The sequence below is a fragment of the Humibacter ginsengiterrae genome, assembly GCF_054780115.1.
This window is the reverse complement of record NZ_BAAGWY010000002.1, coordinates 467,236-480,188: the sequence shown is the minus strand read 5'-3', so window position 1 is coordinate 480,188 and position 12,953 is coordinate 467,236. Positions and strand designations below refer to the sequence as shown.

Here is a 12,953-nt window from a genome sequence, read left to right as displayed (position 1 = left end):
TCGGCCGTGCTCGACGAACAATGCGATCACAGTAACAAAGCGCCGCGGGAACGGATACTGCGTGTTACGCAGCGCTACAAAGCACCCAGCTACGTCAGGCGACGACGGGCTGCGCGCGGAACGGCTCGAAGACGGGCACGAACTCGGGCGCCACCTTGGCGGTGACCCTGGTGCCATCCGGCTCGTACGCCGTGTGCATCACCCGGCCGCGCTCGTGCAGCGCCGAGACGAGATCTCCCCTGTCATACGGGATCAGCACATCGATCTCGACGGACCGATCGGGCAGCGCGCGAGCGATCGCCGAGAGCACCTCGTCTATGCCTTCACCCGTGCGTGCGGACGCGAACACCGCTGCCGGCTCCAGCCCGCGCAGCTCGAGACGTCGACCATCGTCGATGAGGTCCGCCTTGTTGAAGACCACCAGCTCCGGGATGTCGCGGCCACCGACCTCCCCGATCACGTCCCGAACAGTGGCGAGCTGAGCCGCGGGGTCGGGGTGGGAGGCATCGACGACGTGCACGATCACATCCGCGTCGGCGACCTCTTCCAGCGTCGACCGAAACGCCTCGACCAGCTGATGCGGAAGATTGCGCACGAAACCCACGGTGTCGGCAAGCGTGTACAGGCGCCCGTCGGCGGTGATCGAGCGCCGCACTGTGGCATCCAGCGTGGCGAACAGCGCGTTCTCGACGAGCACACCGGCCTTGGTGATGCGGTTCAGCAGGCTCGACTTGCCGGCATTCGTATACCCGGCGATGGCCACCGACGGCACACTGTTGCGGCGGCGGTTGGCGCGCTTCGCCTCGCGTGCCGGCTTGAAGTCCTTGATCTGCCTGCGCAGCTTCGCCATACGGGAGTGGATGCGCCGACGATCCAGCTCGATCTTCGTCTCACCGGGACCACGGCTGCCCATACCGGCGCCTGCGCCGCCGACCTGGCCGCCGGCCTGCCGGCTCATCGACTCGCCCCAGCCGCGCAGACGCGGGAGCAGGTACTCGAGCTGCGCCAGCTCCACCTGCGCCTTGCCCTCGCGGCTCTTCGCATGCTGACTGAAGATGTCGAGGATCACCGCGGTGCGATCGATCACCTTGACCTTGACGATGTCTTCGAGCGCGCGCCTCTGACTCGGCGCCAGCTCGGTGTCGGCGACGACCGTATCTGCACCGAGTGCTTTGACGATGTCGTGCAGCTCCTGCGCCTTTCCGCTGCCGAGATAGGTACCGGGATCGGGGTGCGGTCGCCGCTGCAGCAGGCCGTCCAGCACGACGGCGCCGGCCGTTTCGGCCAGTGCCGCGAGTTCGCGCAAGGAGTTCTCTGCATCCAGCTGCGTGCCCGCCGAGTAGACGCCGATCAGCACCACGTTCTCGAGCCGTAACTGCCGGTACTCGACCTCGGTGACGTCTTCGAGCTCCGTCGAGAGGCCCGCGACACGACGCAAGGCCGCGCGCTCTTCGCGGTCGAACTGCTCGCCGTCGTCGGTCTGCCCGTCGGCGGCGGAGCGCTGCAGGGCCAGTGCCCCCTGCCCGAAGATCGTCGTTCGAGCGGATGCCTGCTCCGCGCGCGCGAGAACCCGAGCGACGACGTCGTCCTGTGTCTCGTCGTCGCGGGCGGCGGTCACGTCATCGAGCGCGTCATCGCGCCGGTGCTCATCGTGGGTTTGCGTCATCGTGTGGTCAACCATAGTTCTCCCTGCCGACAACATCTCGGTGCTGTCATCCTTTTGGTCCCAGCTCCAGCCGGCCGGTACTTTCCTTGTATGGCCAGCGGTGAGCACTACTTCACGTCACGACCCGGCGGGGATGCGAAGCTGCGCCCGCTCGCCGTGCGCCTCGCGGGCCGTGAGGTCGAGCTCGTCACCGCTTCGGGCATCTTCAGCCCCGACCACATCGACATCGGCACGCGGGTGCTCCTGGCCGATGCGCCCGATGCCCCCGCCACGGGCGACCTCCTCGACCTCGGCTGCGGCTGGGGACCGGTCGCTCTCACCCTGGCGCTCGAGTCCCCTGACGCGACCATCTGGGCCGTCGACGTCAACGAGCGTGCGCTCGACGTGGTGCGCCGCAACGCGTCGACCCTCGGACTCACGAACGTCAACGCCGTGCTGCCGGATGATGTTCCCGACCACGTCGCCTTTCGCGCGATCTGGTCGAATCCGCCGATCCGCGTCGGCAAGGACGAACTGCACGCCCTTCTTCTGCGCTGGCTGCCGCGGCTGGAGACGCAGGCGGATGCCTGGCTCGTCGTGCAGCGCAACCTCGGCTCCGACTCGCTGCAGCGGTGGCTCGAGGCGGAGCTTCCCACCGGGTTCGGCGTGCGACGCGCCTCCTCCAGCAAGGGATTCCGTGTGCTGAACGTGCACCGCGAAGAGGCTGTACCGCAGGCAGCTTCCCGCGACTGACGGCGTCAGCCGATCGTGACCTCGCCGTCGTAGACGAGCTCGGCGGGACCCGACAACGCGACGTGCTCGCCGTCCTCGGCGGGGAACATCCGCACGCCCAGCGTTCCGCCCGGAGTGCGCACCTTCCAGTTGTCTGGAGCGCCGTCTCCGGCCCAGTACCGGGTGGCCAGCGCTGCGGCAGCGGTACCGGTGCCGCACGCCAGAGTCTCACCGCTTCCGCGTTCGTGCACCCGCATGCGGATGCGGCCCACACCGTCGTCGACGAGCGGCTCGAATGGCACGACGAACTCCACATTCGCGCCGTTCACCGGCTCAGGATCGAGGATCGGCGTGGGTCCGAGATCGAGGCGGTCGAGCTCGTCGTCGTCGGCCAGGGCCACCACCACGTGCGGGTTGCCCACGTCGATGCCGACTCCGGGGCGCGCCACGCCCAAGCCCTTGGCCCGCACCGTGGGGTCATCGCCGGTGAGGTGCCAGCGGCCGAGATCGACCTGGAATCCCGACCCGCTCTGCTGCACGTCTCGCACGCCGGCGCGCGTCCCGATCGGAAGGGTCTGGCCGGGCTGCAGGTGGGCGAATCCGCCGTCGATCAGATAGCGGGTGAATACCCGGATGCCGTTGCCGCACATCTCCGCCGGGGTGCCGTCGGCGTTGTGGTAGTCCATGAACCACTCGGCCGTGGGGTCCTCCGAGAGTGCAACACCGCCCTCGGGAATCGCCGACGACTTCACGGCACGGATCACACCGTCAGCACCCACGCCGAAGTGCCGGTCGCAGATCAACGCGATCTGCGCCGCCGTGAGATCGACGACGCCTTCAGGGTCGGCGAAGAGCACGAAGTCGTTGCCGGCGCCGTGGCCCTTGCTGAACGAGAGTGTGGTCACCGCGCAAGCCTATCCAGTACGGCTGCGACGAGCCCACCGCGCGCCACCTCACTCGTATCGGAAGCGTCGAGCCAGGTCGGTTCCGGATACCGCTTGAACCAGGAGACCTGCCGCCGCGCGTATCGGCGGGTGAGCCGTTGCGTCTCAGCGATGGCTTGGTCCTGCGTCAGCTCACCGCGCAGTTGTGCCGCGGCCTGGGCGTAGCCGATCGCCTTCGACGCGGTCGCACCCCGGTCCAGACCTTGGGCGAGAAGGCCACGCACCTCGTCGAGTAGCCCGGATTCCCACATGCGCTCGACGCGGGCATCCAGCCGCTCGACGAGCCGTTCGCGTGGGACGGCAAGGCCGACCACGGTCATCGGTGACCACGGCACCGGCCGCTCGGGAAGGGACGCACCGTGGCCCTTCTGCTGCAGCTCGGCCACCTCCAGAGCACGGATGACGCGTCGCGAGTTCGCCGGATCCACGCGCTCCGCCGTGGCCGGGTCGAGCGCTCGCAGCCGATCCAGCAGCGGGCGGGTGCCGGATGCCTGCGCTTCGGTCTCGAGTCGTGCCCGCAACGCCGCATCTCGCCCGGGGAACGCGAAGTCGTACAGCACCGAGGAGACGTACAGTCCCGACCCGCCGACGAGGATCGGCACCGCTCGCCTGCTGAGGATGTCATCGATCGCGCGCCTGGCGAGCGGCTGATACCACGCGACAGTCGCCTCTTGCGTCACCTCGAGCACGTCGATGAGATGATGCGGAATGCCGCGGCGCTCATCAGGTGCGATTTTGGCGGTGCCGATGTTCATGCCGCGGTAGAACTGCATGGCGTCTGCGCCCACGATCTCGGCCCGGACCCCACGCTCCCTGAGGGCGACCGCGACCTCGAGCGCGAGGTCGCTCTTGCCGGTTCCGGTCGCGCCGACGATCGCGAGGTAGTGAGACGACCCTTCGGAGCCCGCGGGTGAGCGCACGGACGCCTGCTCGGCGGGTTCGCTCACGTCGGACGGATCACCGCTCGCCGTCGGCGAGATCGTAGATCGGCGTCGTGGGACCGGCCGGCGTTCCCTGGTCCAGAGAGTGCCGCGGCGAGCCCAGTTCCGATCGGGGACGCAGCCCCGGCAGGCCGAGGGACACCTTGCGCTCGGCACCCGATGACCCGTGCGAGGGCACGGCACAAGACTCGGCCTCCGCGTTGTCCCAGGCGTCCCCCGCTCGGGTGCGGCGCACTCGGAGTGTCTCGCCCGGTTCGGCGTCGGCCAGCAGATGGAACGGCGCCGCGTGCGTGATGCGTACGCTGACGACGTCGCCGGGCCGCGGGAGCTCCGATCCTTCCGGTACCTCGAAGTGCACGAGGCGGCTGTCTTCGGCGCGTCCGCTCATGCGGTGCGTCTCTGCGTCCTTCTTGCCCTCGCCGGTGGCGACGAGCACCTGCACCTCACGGCCGACGAGCTTCTCGTTCTCCTCCAGGCCGATGCGCTCCTGCAGGGCGATCAACCTGTCGTAGCGTTCCTGCACGACATCTTTCGGCACCTGGTCGGCCATGGTGGCGGCGGGGGTGCCGGGTCGCGCGGAGTACTGGAACGTGAACGCCGACGCGAAACGGGCCTGCTCCACGACGCGGACGGTCTCCTGGAAGTCCTCCTCGGTCTCACCAGGGAACCCGACGATGATGTCGGTGCTGATGGCGGCATCTGGGATGCGGGAGCGGACCCTGTCGAGGATGCCGAGGAACTTCGCCGAACGGTAGCTGCGGCGCATGGCGCGTAGGATCCGGTCCGATCCGGACTGCAGCGGCATGTGCAGCTGTGGCATCACGGCGGGCGTCTCGGCCATGGCGTCGATCACGTCGTCGGTGAACGCAGCGGGATGAGGCGAGGTGAACCGGATGCGCTCCAGCCCCTCGATCGCGCCCGCGGCCCTCAGCAGCTTGCCGAACGCGAGCCGGTCGCCGAAGTCGACGCCGTAGGAGTTCACGTTCTGGCCGAGGAGCGTTACCTCGATGGCGCCGTCGTCGACCAGTGACTTGATCTCGGCGAGCACGTCGCCCGGGCGGCGGTCGTTCTCCTTGCCTCGCAGCGACGGCACGATGCAGAAGGTGCACGTGTTGTTGCAGCCGACCGAGATAGACACCCAGCCGCTGTAGGTGGAGTCCCGTTTCGTGGGAAGCGTCGACGGGAACGTCTCGAGGGCTTCGAGGATCTCAACCTGGGCTTCGTGGTTGTGCCGCGCGCGCTCCAGCAGGTTCGGCAGCGCTCCCATGTTGTGCGTGCCGAACACGACGTCGACCCAGGGAGCCTTCTCCAGGATGACGTTCTTGTCCTTCTGGGCGAGGCAGCCTCCGACGGCGATCTGCATCCCGGCGTGCCGCCTCTTCACGGATGCCAGGTGGCCGAGGTTGCCATAGAGCTTGTTGTCCGCATTCTCGCGCACCGCACACGTGTTGATCACGACGACGTCGGCTTCGGCTCCGGACGCCCGCACGTACCCCGCCGCCTCCAGCGAACCGCTGAGGCGCTCCGAATCGTGCACGTTCATCTGGCAGCCGTAGGTGCGCACCTCGTACGTGCGCACGTGTCCATCGGCATCGACGGCGGCGTCCGACACGGCGATCGACGTCGGAGCCGAGCTGGGTCGGATTCGATCGGCAATGGTCATAGTGCGCACTAGTCTACGTTCGCGTACCTGATCGCTGGATGCGGTGCAGTCTCAGCGGAAACGGACTCCCCCGCTCGCCGTCGAACCGCGCGGGTGCCCCTCCAAAGCCGTGCGCACCGACGCTCGGATGACCTCGCCGTCGTAGCCCTTGCGTGCGAGGTATGCGCTCAGCCGCCTCGCAGCGACGTCGTAGTCGACCGAGCGCAACTGCCGAGCACGGGCCATCGCCAACTCGGTAGCTCGTTCGAGCTCGTCGTCGCCGTCGAGTTCTGCCATCGCATCGGCGATGACCGCGTCGTCGAGGTGCCGCCTACGCAGTTCCCCCTCGATGGCCGCCCGGCCCGACCCCTTGCGAGTGTGCATCGAGTAGACGACAGAGACCGCGAGGGCCGCGTCGTCGAGTAGCCCGAGGCTTTCGAGTCGGTCGAGTTCGGCCGCCGCCGTTTCGCCATCCACCTCACGCTTGGCCAGCACCTGCTCGAGCTCCCAACGGGACATGCCTCGCCGTGCGAGCTGATGGATCGCCACGTTGCCGGCGCGTGTCGCCTTGCGGTCTCGGCGATCGAGTTGAGCCGTTGTGGCGTTCTCATCGGCGTCTGCCGCGGCACGGCGCGACAGGGACCGGACCCGGGCGAGCGCATTCTGGGCCGCATCGGACGGCTGGGCGCCCGGCAGGTATGTCACCGGAGCGAGTCCACGCCCCTCAGCTGCCGGCCCGCGGTCAGCGGACCCCGCAGGCGGAAATTGCACCACCATCGTGCGCTCGCCTCAGGCACCCTTGCGCTGTGCGATCTTCGTCTCGATCGACTCGACGTTCGAGACGCTCTCCACCGGTGCATTCGGGTCGACGATCACGCCGAGCTTGACCAGGATCTTGCGCTCGATCTCGGCGGCGATGTCGGGGTTGTCGATCAGGAAGTTGCGCGAGTTCTCCTTGCCCTGACCGAGCTGGTCGCCCTCGTAGGTGTACCAGGCGCCGGACTTCTTCACGATGGCCTGCTCGACTCCGTAGTCCAGAAGACTGCCCTCGCGCGAGATGCCCACGCCGTACAGGATGTCGAACTCGGCCTGCTTGAACGGCGGAGCCATCTTGTTCTTGACGACCTTGACCCTGGTGCGGTTGCCGACGGCCTCCGTGCCGTCCTTCAGCGTCTCGATACGGCGGATGTCGAGTCGCACCGACGCGTAGAACTTGAGCGCCTTGCCGCCGGAGGTCGTCTCGGGGCTGCCGAAGAACACGCCCACCTTCTCGCGAAGCTGGTTGATGAAGATCATCGTGGTGTTCGTCTGGTTGAGCGCACCGGTCAGCTTGCGGAGCGCCTGCGACATGAGCCTGGCTTGAAGGCCGACGTGCGAGTCGCCCATCTCGCCCTCGATCTCGGCACGCGGAACGAGCGCGGCGACGGAGTCGATCACGATGAGGTCGATCGATCCGCTTCGCACCAGCATGTCCGCAATCTCCAGCGCCTGCTCCCCTGTATCGGGCTGCGAGACGAGGAGCGAGTCGATGTCGACGCCGAGCTTCTTCGCGTACTCCGGGTCGAGCGCGTGCTCGGCATCGATGAACGCGGCGATTCCGCCGTTCTTCTGGGCGTTGGCGATGGCGTGCAGCGTCAGCGTCGTCTTTCCGGAGGACTCCGGACCGTAGATCTCGACGATGCGGCCACGCGGTAGTCCGCCGATGCCGAGCGCGACATCGAGGGCGATCGAACCCGTGGGGATCACCTCGACGGGAGCACGCTCATCGCTGCCCAGTCGCATGACGGAGCCCTTGCCGAACTGCCGGTCGATCTGAGCGAGAGCGGTCTCGAGTGCCTTTTCGCGATCTGCTGGAGTGGGCATGGTGTGGCTTCCTTTCGCCGGAACAGTCGTCGTGTAATCGCTGCTTCGTACCGTAGGACGCACCTGCGACAACGGGATGCCGGACCGGCGCGAAGTGGATAACTCGCTTCGAGAAGTTCTGTGGACTCAGAGTAGCAACACCCGAACATCTCTTCGTACGATCGCGTGGCGTGTCGGGGCCTTTTTCGAAGTCAGCGTGGTCATCGTCGAGGAGGTGTCGGAAGGCCGGCACCATGCCGGCGTTCGAGCGGGACCTCCATCGCCTCGCACAGGGCGAGCCATACGTCGCGCTCAGGCACACCGTCGGCGAGCGCCTGATCCGACGTGCGGTTTCCAAGGCTGTCGATCACGAGGTCGCGAAGCAGAGCCCGGCCGTACTGTTCGCCGAACTCGGCCGCCACGGCCCGTCGGAATTCGCTCGTTCGCACCGCGACAGCATAGGAGATCGTCCCGGCGAACGGTGCCCCTTTCCGGCGGTGAACGGCACCCGGAAGCGGTAGCCTCCATGAAGCAAGTGGCGCCCCGCAGAAGCGGGGCGCCACTTTCGTCTTATCCGGCGAGCAGACTCACCGAGCGACGAGATCCGCGTCCAGCGCGGCGACGAACTCGTCGGGAACAGTGTCGGGGATGACCTGGTCGATGCCCTCGAGCACCGCAAGCCGATCGCCGACTTCACGCATGATCACCGAGATGGGCGTGTCGAGTGCGTCGGCCACCGAAGCGAGGATCTCGCTCGACGCCTCCTTCTGTCCGCGCTCGACCTCGCTGAGGTAACCGAGAGCCACACTCGCCCGGCTTGCGACCTGGCGAAGAGTGCGCCCCTTCTGCAGGCGGAAGTCCCGTAGCACGTCGCCGATTTCTTGACGTACAAGAATCATTGGAGCCTCCTTCTCTCTTCCTGCCACAACCTTCGATCCGTTGTTGTCTTACGGATACCTTCAACGCTACGCGCTTTGACGGTCCATGAACTCTAACCATCGACGACTGGGGTTTGGGTGTGAGTACATAACGCTGTAACAAACTCGAGATACGGGCTATTCCGCCGGCCCTACAGCACGACCTCGGCCAGGGTGCGGACGGCGACGTCGACTGATTCTGCACGGATCTGGGCCCTCGTTCCCGTCAGCGCCAGCTCGACCACCTCGTCCTCGTCGCCGTGCGAGATTCCGATGAAGACCGTGCCAGGAGAACGCCCGCCCTGCCCGTCCGGTCCTGCCACGCCCGTGGTGGCGACACCGACGTCCGCGGGACGACGGCCGACGGCCAGTGCGGAGCGCACGCCTCTCGCCAGCTGGCGCGCCACTTCGGGATGTACGGGACCGTGTTCTGCCAGCAGCGCGGCATCCACTCCGACGAGCGTGTGCTTGAGCTCCGTGGCGTACACCACGGCACCGCCGAGCACGACGGCGGATGCCCCGGCCGGTCTGGTCAGTTCGGCCGTCAGGGCACCACCGGTGAGCGATTCTGCGACCGCGAGAGTCATCCCGCGCGCGGTGAGTCTGGCGATCAACGCCGCCGTGCGATCTGCGGTGGCCTCCTCGTCCTCGTGCGTCACGGCCGCCGCCCGGAGCCGCGCCGCAGGCGATACGCCGCCCAGAGGTACTCGAGCCCGGACCAGACGGTAAGGACAAGCGCGATGCCCATGAGCACCCAGTTCAGCCAGAAGATCCAGTCGCCCACCACCGTCCACGTCGGCGCCAGCGCGAACGAGATGGCGACGGCCTGCGCGACCGTCTTGAGCTTGCCGCCCCGCCCGGCCGGCACCACGTTGCCACGGCGCAGCTCGACCATGCGCCACACCGTGATGCCCACCTCACGAACGACGATCACGATCGTCACCCACCACCACAACTCGCCGAGGATCGACAGGCACACCAGCGCACCCGACGTGAGCAGCTTGTCGGCGATCGGGTCGAGGATCTTGCCGAGATCGGTGACGAGCCCCTTGCGCCTCGCGATCGCGCCGTCAACGCCATCCGTCGCGATCGCCACGATGAAGAGTGCTGCGGCGATCCAGCGCAGGATGCCGTCGGCACCCGAATCGGCGAGCAGAAGCCAGAAGAACACCGGTGCGAGCAAGATGCGCACCACCGTGATGAGGTTCGGCAGATTGAAGTTGCCGGGTGCGGTCGGCGCTTCGGCGCGGCCGGAATCGGTCATGCAGCAAGCCTAGGCCCGGGTGGCGGAGCGGAGAGCGCGGGTCGCCTCTACTCGCGCCCCGTCAGCCCCCAGGCGTCTTCGTCGGAGTCGCCGTCGACCTCTTCGAGGTCGCTGAACTGTCGCGACACCGGGTCGTCGTAGCGGTCGTCGTCGTCCTGTTGGTGCGTCGGCTGACCTGACGGCATGTTCTGGCCCGCCGGAGAAATCGCACTTGGCTGACCGCCCTGTGCTGCTGACTGCTGTGCGGACGCCTGGCCGCTGTCGCCTCCGCGCAACCGCGCCATCACCTGCGGCAGCTGCTCCGGCGTGACGAGCACATCGCGCGCCTTCGATCCCTCGGAGGGCCCGACGATGTCCCGCGACTCGAGCAGGTCCATCAGCCGGCCGGCCTTCGCGAATCCGACGCGCAGTTTGCGCTGCAGCATCGACGTCGACCCGAACTGACTCGACACGATCAGCTCGGCGGCCGCCAGCAACAGGTCGAGGTCGTCGCCGATATCGGAGTCGATCTGCTTCTTCTCCGGCCCGGCAGCGACATCCTGACGGTATTCGGGTCGCGCCTGGCTCGTCACATGGTCGACGACGCGCTGGATCTCGCTCTCGGCGACGTATGCGCCCTGCACGCGGATCGGCTTCGACGCACCCATCGGCAGGAAGAGACCGTCGCCCTGCCCGATGAGTTTGTCGGCTCCCGGCTGGTCGAGAATGACCCGCGAGTCGGTGACGCTCGCCACCGCGAACGCGAGGCGTGACGGCACGTTCGCCTTGATGAGTCCGGTGACGACGTCCACCGACGGGCGTTGAGTCGCCAGCACGAGGTGGATGCCGGATGCTCGCGCCAACTGCGTGATGCGCACGATCGAGTCCTCGACGTCACGCGGGGCGACCATCATGAGATCGGCAAGTTCGTCGACGACGACGAGCAGGTAGGGGTATGGCTTCAGCTTGCGCTCGCTGCCCTCCGGCAGCACGATCTCGTCGTTGCGCACGGCCTTGTTGAAGTCGTCGATGTGCCGGAACCCGAAGCTGGCCAGGTCGTCGTAGCGCATGTCCATCTCTTTGACGACCCACTGCAGCGCCTCGGCGGCCTTCTTCGGGCTCGTGATGATGGGCGTGATGAGGTGCGGCACACCCGCGTACACGGAGAGCTCGACGCGCTTCGGGTCGACGAGCACCATGCGCACATCGCTCGGCTTCGCGCGCATCAGCAGGCTCGTGATCAGCGTGTTCACGAAGATCGACTTACCGGAGCCTGTCGAGCCTGCCACGAGGAGATGCGGCATCTTGGCGAGGTTCGCGACGACGAAGCCGCCGCCGACATCCTTGCCGACGCCGATCGTCATCGGATGGTGGCTGTTCGTCGCGGCAGCCGAGCGAAGCACGTCGCCGAGCGAGACGATCTCGCGATCGGAGTTCGGGATCTCGACACCGATCGCGCTCTTGCCGGGGATCGGCGACAGGATGCGCACCTCGTTCGACGCCACCGCATACGAGAGGTTCTTGCTGAGGGCGGTGACCCGCTCGACTTTGACGCCCGGGCCGAGCTCGATCTCGTACTGCGTGACGGTCGGGCCGCGGGAGAAGCCCGTGACACGGGCATCCACCTGGAACTGGTCGAGCACCGACGTGATCGCCGCCACGACCTCATCATTCGCAGCCGAACGCGCTTTCGCGGGCGTGCCTGCCGACAGGGTGGATGCCGCAGGCAGCACGTACGGCGCGTCCGGCACCGTCTCCAATGGCCGGGCCGCCTCGGCCGCCGCCTCGTCGAAGTCGTCGTCGGACAGTGCGCCGAATCCCGGCAGCACGGCGGTCGCCGTGTCGGGACGCAGCCCGGTCGGATGCTTGCCCGTCAGAGCGACATCGCCGGTGAACCTGCTGACAGCGTTCTCGGCATCCTGCAGGTCTGCCAGCACCTCGGTCTTGTAGTCCTGCGGTTCCGGCTCGAGTGCAGTGTCGAAGCCGGCGCCGGAGGACGCGACGCCCAGCACCTCGGTGAACGACGTGTCGGCCGGCTCGAATTCCGGGTCCTCCTCGCGGCCGCTCTTGTTGCGACGCCACCACGGCACGTTCTCGTCGGTGTCGGCCGGCTCGTCTTCCGCGGCGTCCTTGCCCCGGCGGGACTTGCGTGCCGGGCGCTCCTCCTGCTCGTCGACAGGCTCGGCGGCCGCTTCCGTCTGTGCACCGAAGAGGTACGAATACAGCTCGCCCAGGCGCTTGCCGACGCGGTTCGGCGGAGTCTTCGTGATGATCAGGACGCTCAGCAGCAGAACCACGATCACGATCGCCGCCGCACCGATCGGCGTGGCGACGGCGGCGAGAGGCGCTCCGGCCATCCAGCCGATCACACCACCGGCCTTCGCCAACGCGTCGATGCCGTCGCTCGGCTGGGGCCGGGACGAGAAGATCTCGCAGAGCGCCGACACCGTCACCAGAAGAAGCGCGAGACCGATGCCGATGCGCGTGTTGTCGTGCACGGAAGCCGGATGGCGGAACAACCACACGGCGAGCAGCAGCATCACCACAGGGAGACCGAAGGCCACCCGGCCGAACAGGCCGCCGAACGTCCAGGCATCCAGTTGCTGGGCCACCTGGTTGTCGATCAGGAACCACTCGACGACCGCGCCGGCCACGGCGAGCAGCACGATGAAGAACGGGAGGCCGTCGCGGCGCTCCTCCTTGGCGAGCTTCTCCGGCCCGAAGGCGCGCGCCGCTCCTCCCACCAGGTGCGCGAGCCCGAGCCACGCCGTCGTCAGGATGCCGCGCTGCGGCTCCGCTGCGGGCAGCACCTTCGTCTTCTGGGTCGCCGTCTGGCGCGACGGCGTGCGCGTGGCCGACGTGCCGCGCGCGCGGGCGCGCGACGTCGACTTGGTGCTCGTGGCCATGGGACAACGGTACCGGCGGCGGCCGTCATCGCAGCGGAGCGCCTGCGGGTGTCTCTCAGATGAGGCAGTCCCACGTCATTCTCGTGAGCTCGCGCAGAGCCCGGCCCTACGCCTCTATGCGCTGCTCGCTAGTCCTCGAGG

Annotated in this window: 12 protein-coding genes; 1 reads left to right on the top strand and 11 read right to left on the bottom strand. The window is 67.6% G+C overall.

Annotated features, from left to right (window positions below; translation table 11 throughout):
• Positions 1-94: 94 nt before the first annotated feature.
• Positions 95-1,666 carry a GTPase HflX gene (hflX, locus tag ACYVII_RS04755; protein ID WP_460531747.1) on the bottom strand — a complete coding sequence of 524 codons (1,572 nt, stop codon included), beginning with the start codon at positions 1,664-1,666 and terminating at the stop codon, positions 95-97.
• 90 nt (positions 1,667-1,756) lie between these two features.
• Here hflX and ACYVII_RS04750 point away from each other — a divergent pair, with 90 nt between their 5' ends.
• Positions 1,757-2,398: a class I SAM-dependent methyltransferase gene (locus ACYVII_RS04750; protein ID WP_460531744.1), complete on the top strand. Its 642-nt coding sequence runs from the start codon at positions 1,757-1,759 to the stop codon at positions 2,396-2,398.
• A gap of 5 nt (positions 2,399-2,403) precedes the next feature.
• Here the strand turns inward: ACYVII_RS04750 and dapF are convergent, their stop codons facing one another.
• The 10 genes from dapF to ACYVII_RS04700 form a co-directional block, all read right to left on the bottom strand.
• Entirely contained in the window at positions 2,404-3,282 is an 879-nt protein-coding gene (gene dapF / locus ACYVII_RS04745; protein WP_460531741.1) for a diaminopimelate epimerase, read from the bottom strand.
• Entirely contained in the window at positions 3,279-4,241 is a 963-nt protein-coding gene (gene miaA, locus ACYVII_RS04740) for a tRNA (adenosine(37)-N6)-dimethylallyltransferase MiaA (protein WP_460531884.1), read from the bottom strand. Before miaA ends, dapF begins: the two co-directional genes overlap by 4 nt.
• Positions 4,242-4,278: 37 nt before the next feature.
• Complete coding sequence (gene miaB / locus ACYVII_RS04735) at positions 4,279-5,925, bottom strand: tRNA (N6-isopentenyl adenosine(37)-C2)-methylthiotransferase MiaB (protein ID WP_460531738.1); 1,647 nt, start codon at positions 5,923-5,925, stop codon at positions 4,279-4,281.
• A 51-nt stretch (positions 5,926-5,976) separates the two neighbouring features.
• The gene (locus ACYVII_RS04730) at positions 5,977-6,609 is read right to left on the bottom strand and encodes a regulatory protein RecX (RefSeq protein ID WP_460531735.1); all 633 of its coding nucleotides are present in this window, start codon (positions 6,607-6,609) and stop codon (positions 5,977-5,979) included.
• An 84-nt stretch (positions 6,610-6,693) separates the two neighbouring features.
• Complete coding sequence (gene recA / locus ACYVII_RS04725; RefSeq protein WP_460531732.1) at positions 6,694-7,767, bottom strand: recombinase RecA; 1,074 nt, start codon at positions 7,765-7,767, stop codon at positions 6,694-6,696.
• Between the two features lie 200 nt (positions 7,768-7,967).
• Complete coding sequence (locus ACYVII_RS04720; RefSeq protein WP_460531729.1) at positions 7,968-8,195, bottom strand: DUF3046 domain-containing protein; 228 nt, start codon at positions 8,193-8,195, stop codon at positions 7,968-7,970.
• Between the two features lie 138 nt (positions 8,196-8,333).
• Positions 8,334-8,645 carry a helix-turn-helix domain-containing protein gene (locus ACYVII_RS04715; protein WP_170026791.1) on the bottom strand — a complete coding sequence of 104 codons (312 nt, stop codon included), beginning with the start codon at positions 8,643-8,645 and terminating at the stop codon, positions 8,334-8,336.
• Positions 8,646-8,815: 170 nt separating this feature from the next.
• Entirely contained in the window at positions 8,816-9,322 is a 507-nt protein-coding gene (locus ACYVII_RS04710) for a CinA family protein (protein ID WP_460531725.1), read from the bottom strand.
• Complete coding sequence (gene pgsA, locus ACYVII_RS04705; RefSeq protein WP_460531722.1) at positions 9,319-9,927, bottom strand: CDP-alcohol phosphatidyltransferase family protein; 609 nt, start codon at positions 9,925-9,927, stop codon at positions 9,319-9,321. The genes ACYVII_RS04710 and pgsA overlap by 4 nt, the downstream gene beginning before the upstream one ends.
• A 47-nt stretch (positions 9,928-9,974) precedes the next feature.
• Positions 9,975-12,812 (bottom strand): FtsK/SpoIIIE family DNA translocase, encoded by a 2,838-nt coding sequence (locus ACYVII_RS04700; protein ID WP_460531719.1) that lies wholly within the window; start codon positions 12,810-12,812, stop codon positions 9,975-9,977.
• Positions 12,813-12,953: the final 141 nt, after the last annotated feature.

Coding starts and splice junctions, on each gene's coding strand:
- hflX (WP_460531747.1), bottom strand. CDS start 1,666: ATGACGCAAACCCACGATGAGCACCGGCGCGATGACGCGCTCGATGAC.
- ACYVII_RS04750 (WP_460531744.1), top strand. CDS start 1,757: ATGGCCAGCGGTGAGCACTACTTCACGTCACGACCCGGCGGGGATGCG.
- miaB (WP_460531738.1), bottom strand. CDS start 5,925: ATGACCATTGCCGATCGAATCCGACCCAGCTCGGCTCCGACGTCGATC.
- recA (WP_460531732.1), bottom strand. CDS start 7,767: ATGCCCACTCCAGCAGATCGCGAAAAGGCACTCGAGACCGCTCTCGCT.
- ACYVII_RS04715 (WP_170026791.1), bottom strand. CDS start 8,645: ATGATTCTTGTACGTCAAGAAATCGGCGACGTGCTACGGGACTTCCGC.
- pgsA (WP_460531722.1), bottom strand. CDS start 9,927: ATGACCGATTCCGGCCGCGCCGAAGCGCCGACCGCACCCGGCAACTTC.
- ACYVII_RS04700 (WP_460531719.1), bottom strand. CDS start 12,812: ATGGCCACGAGCACCAAGTCGACGTCGCGCGCCCGCGCGCGCGGCACG.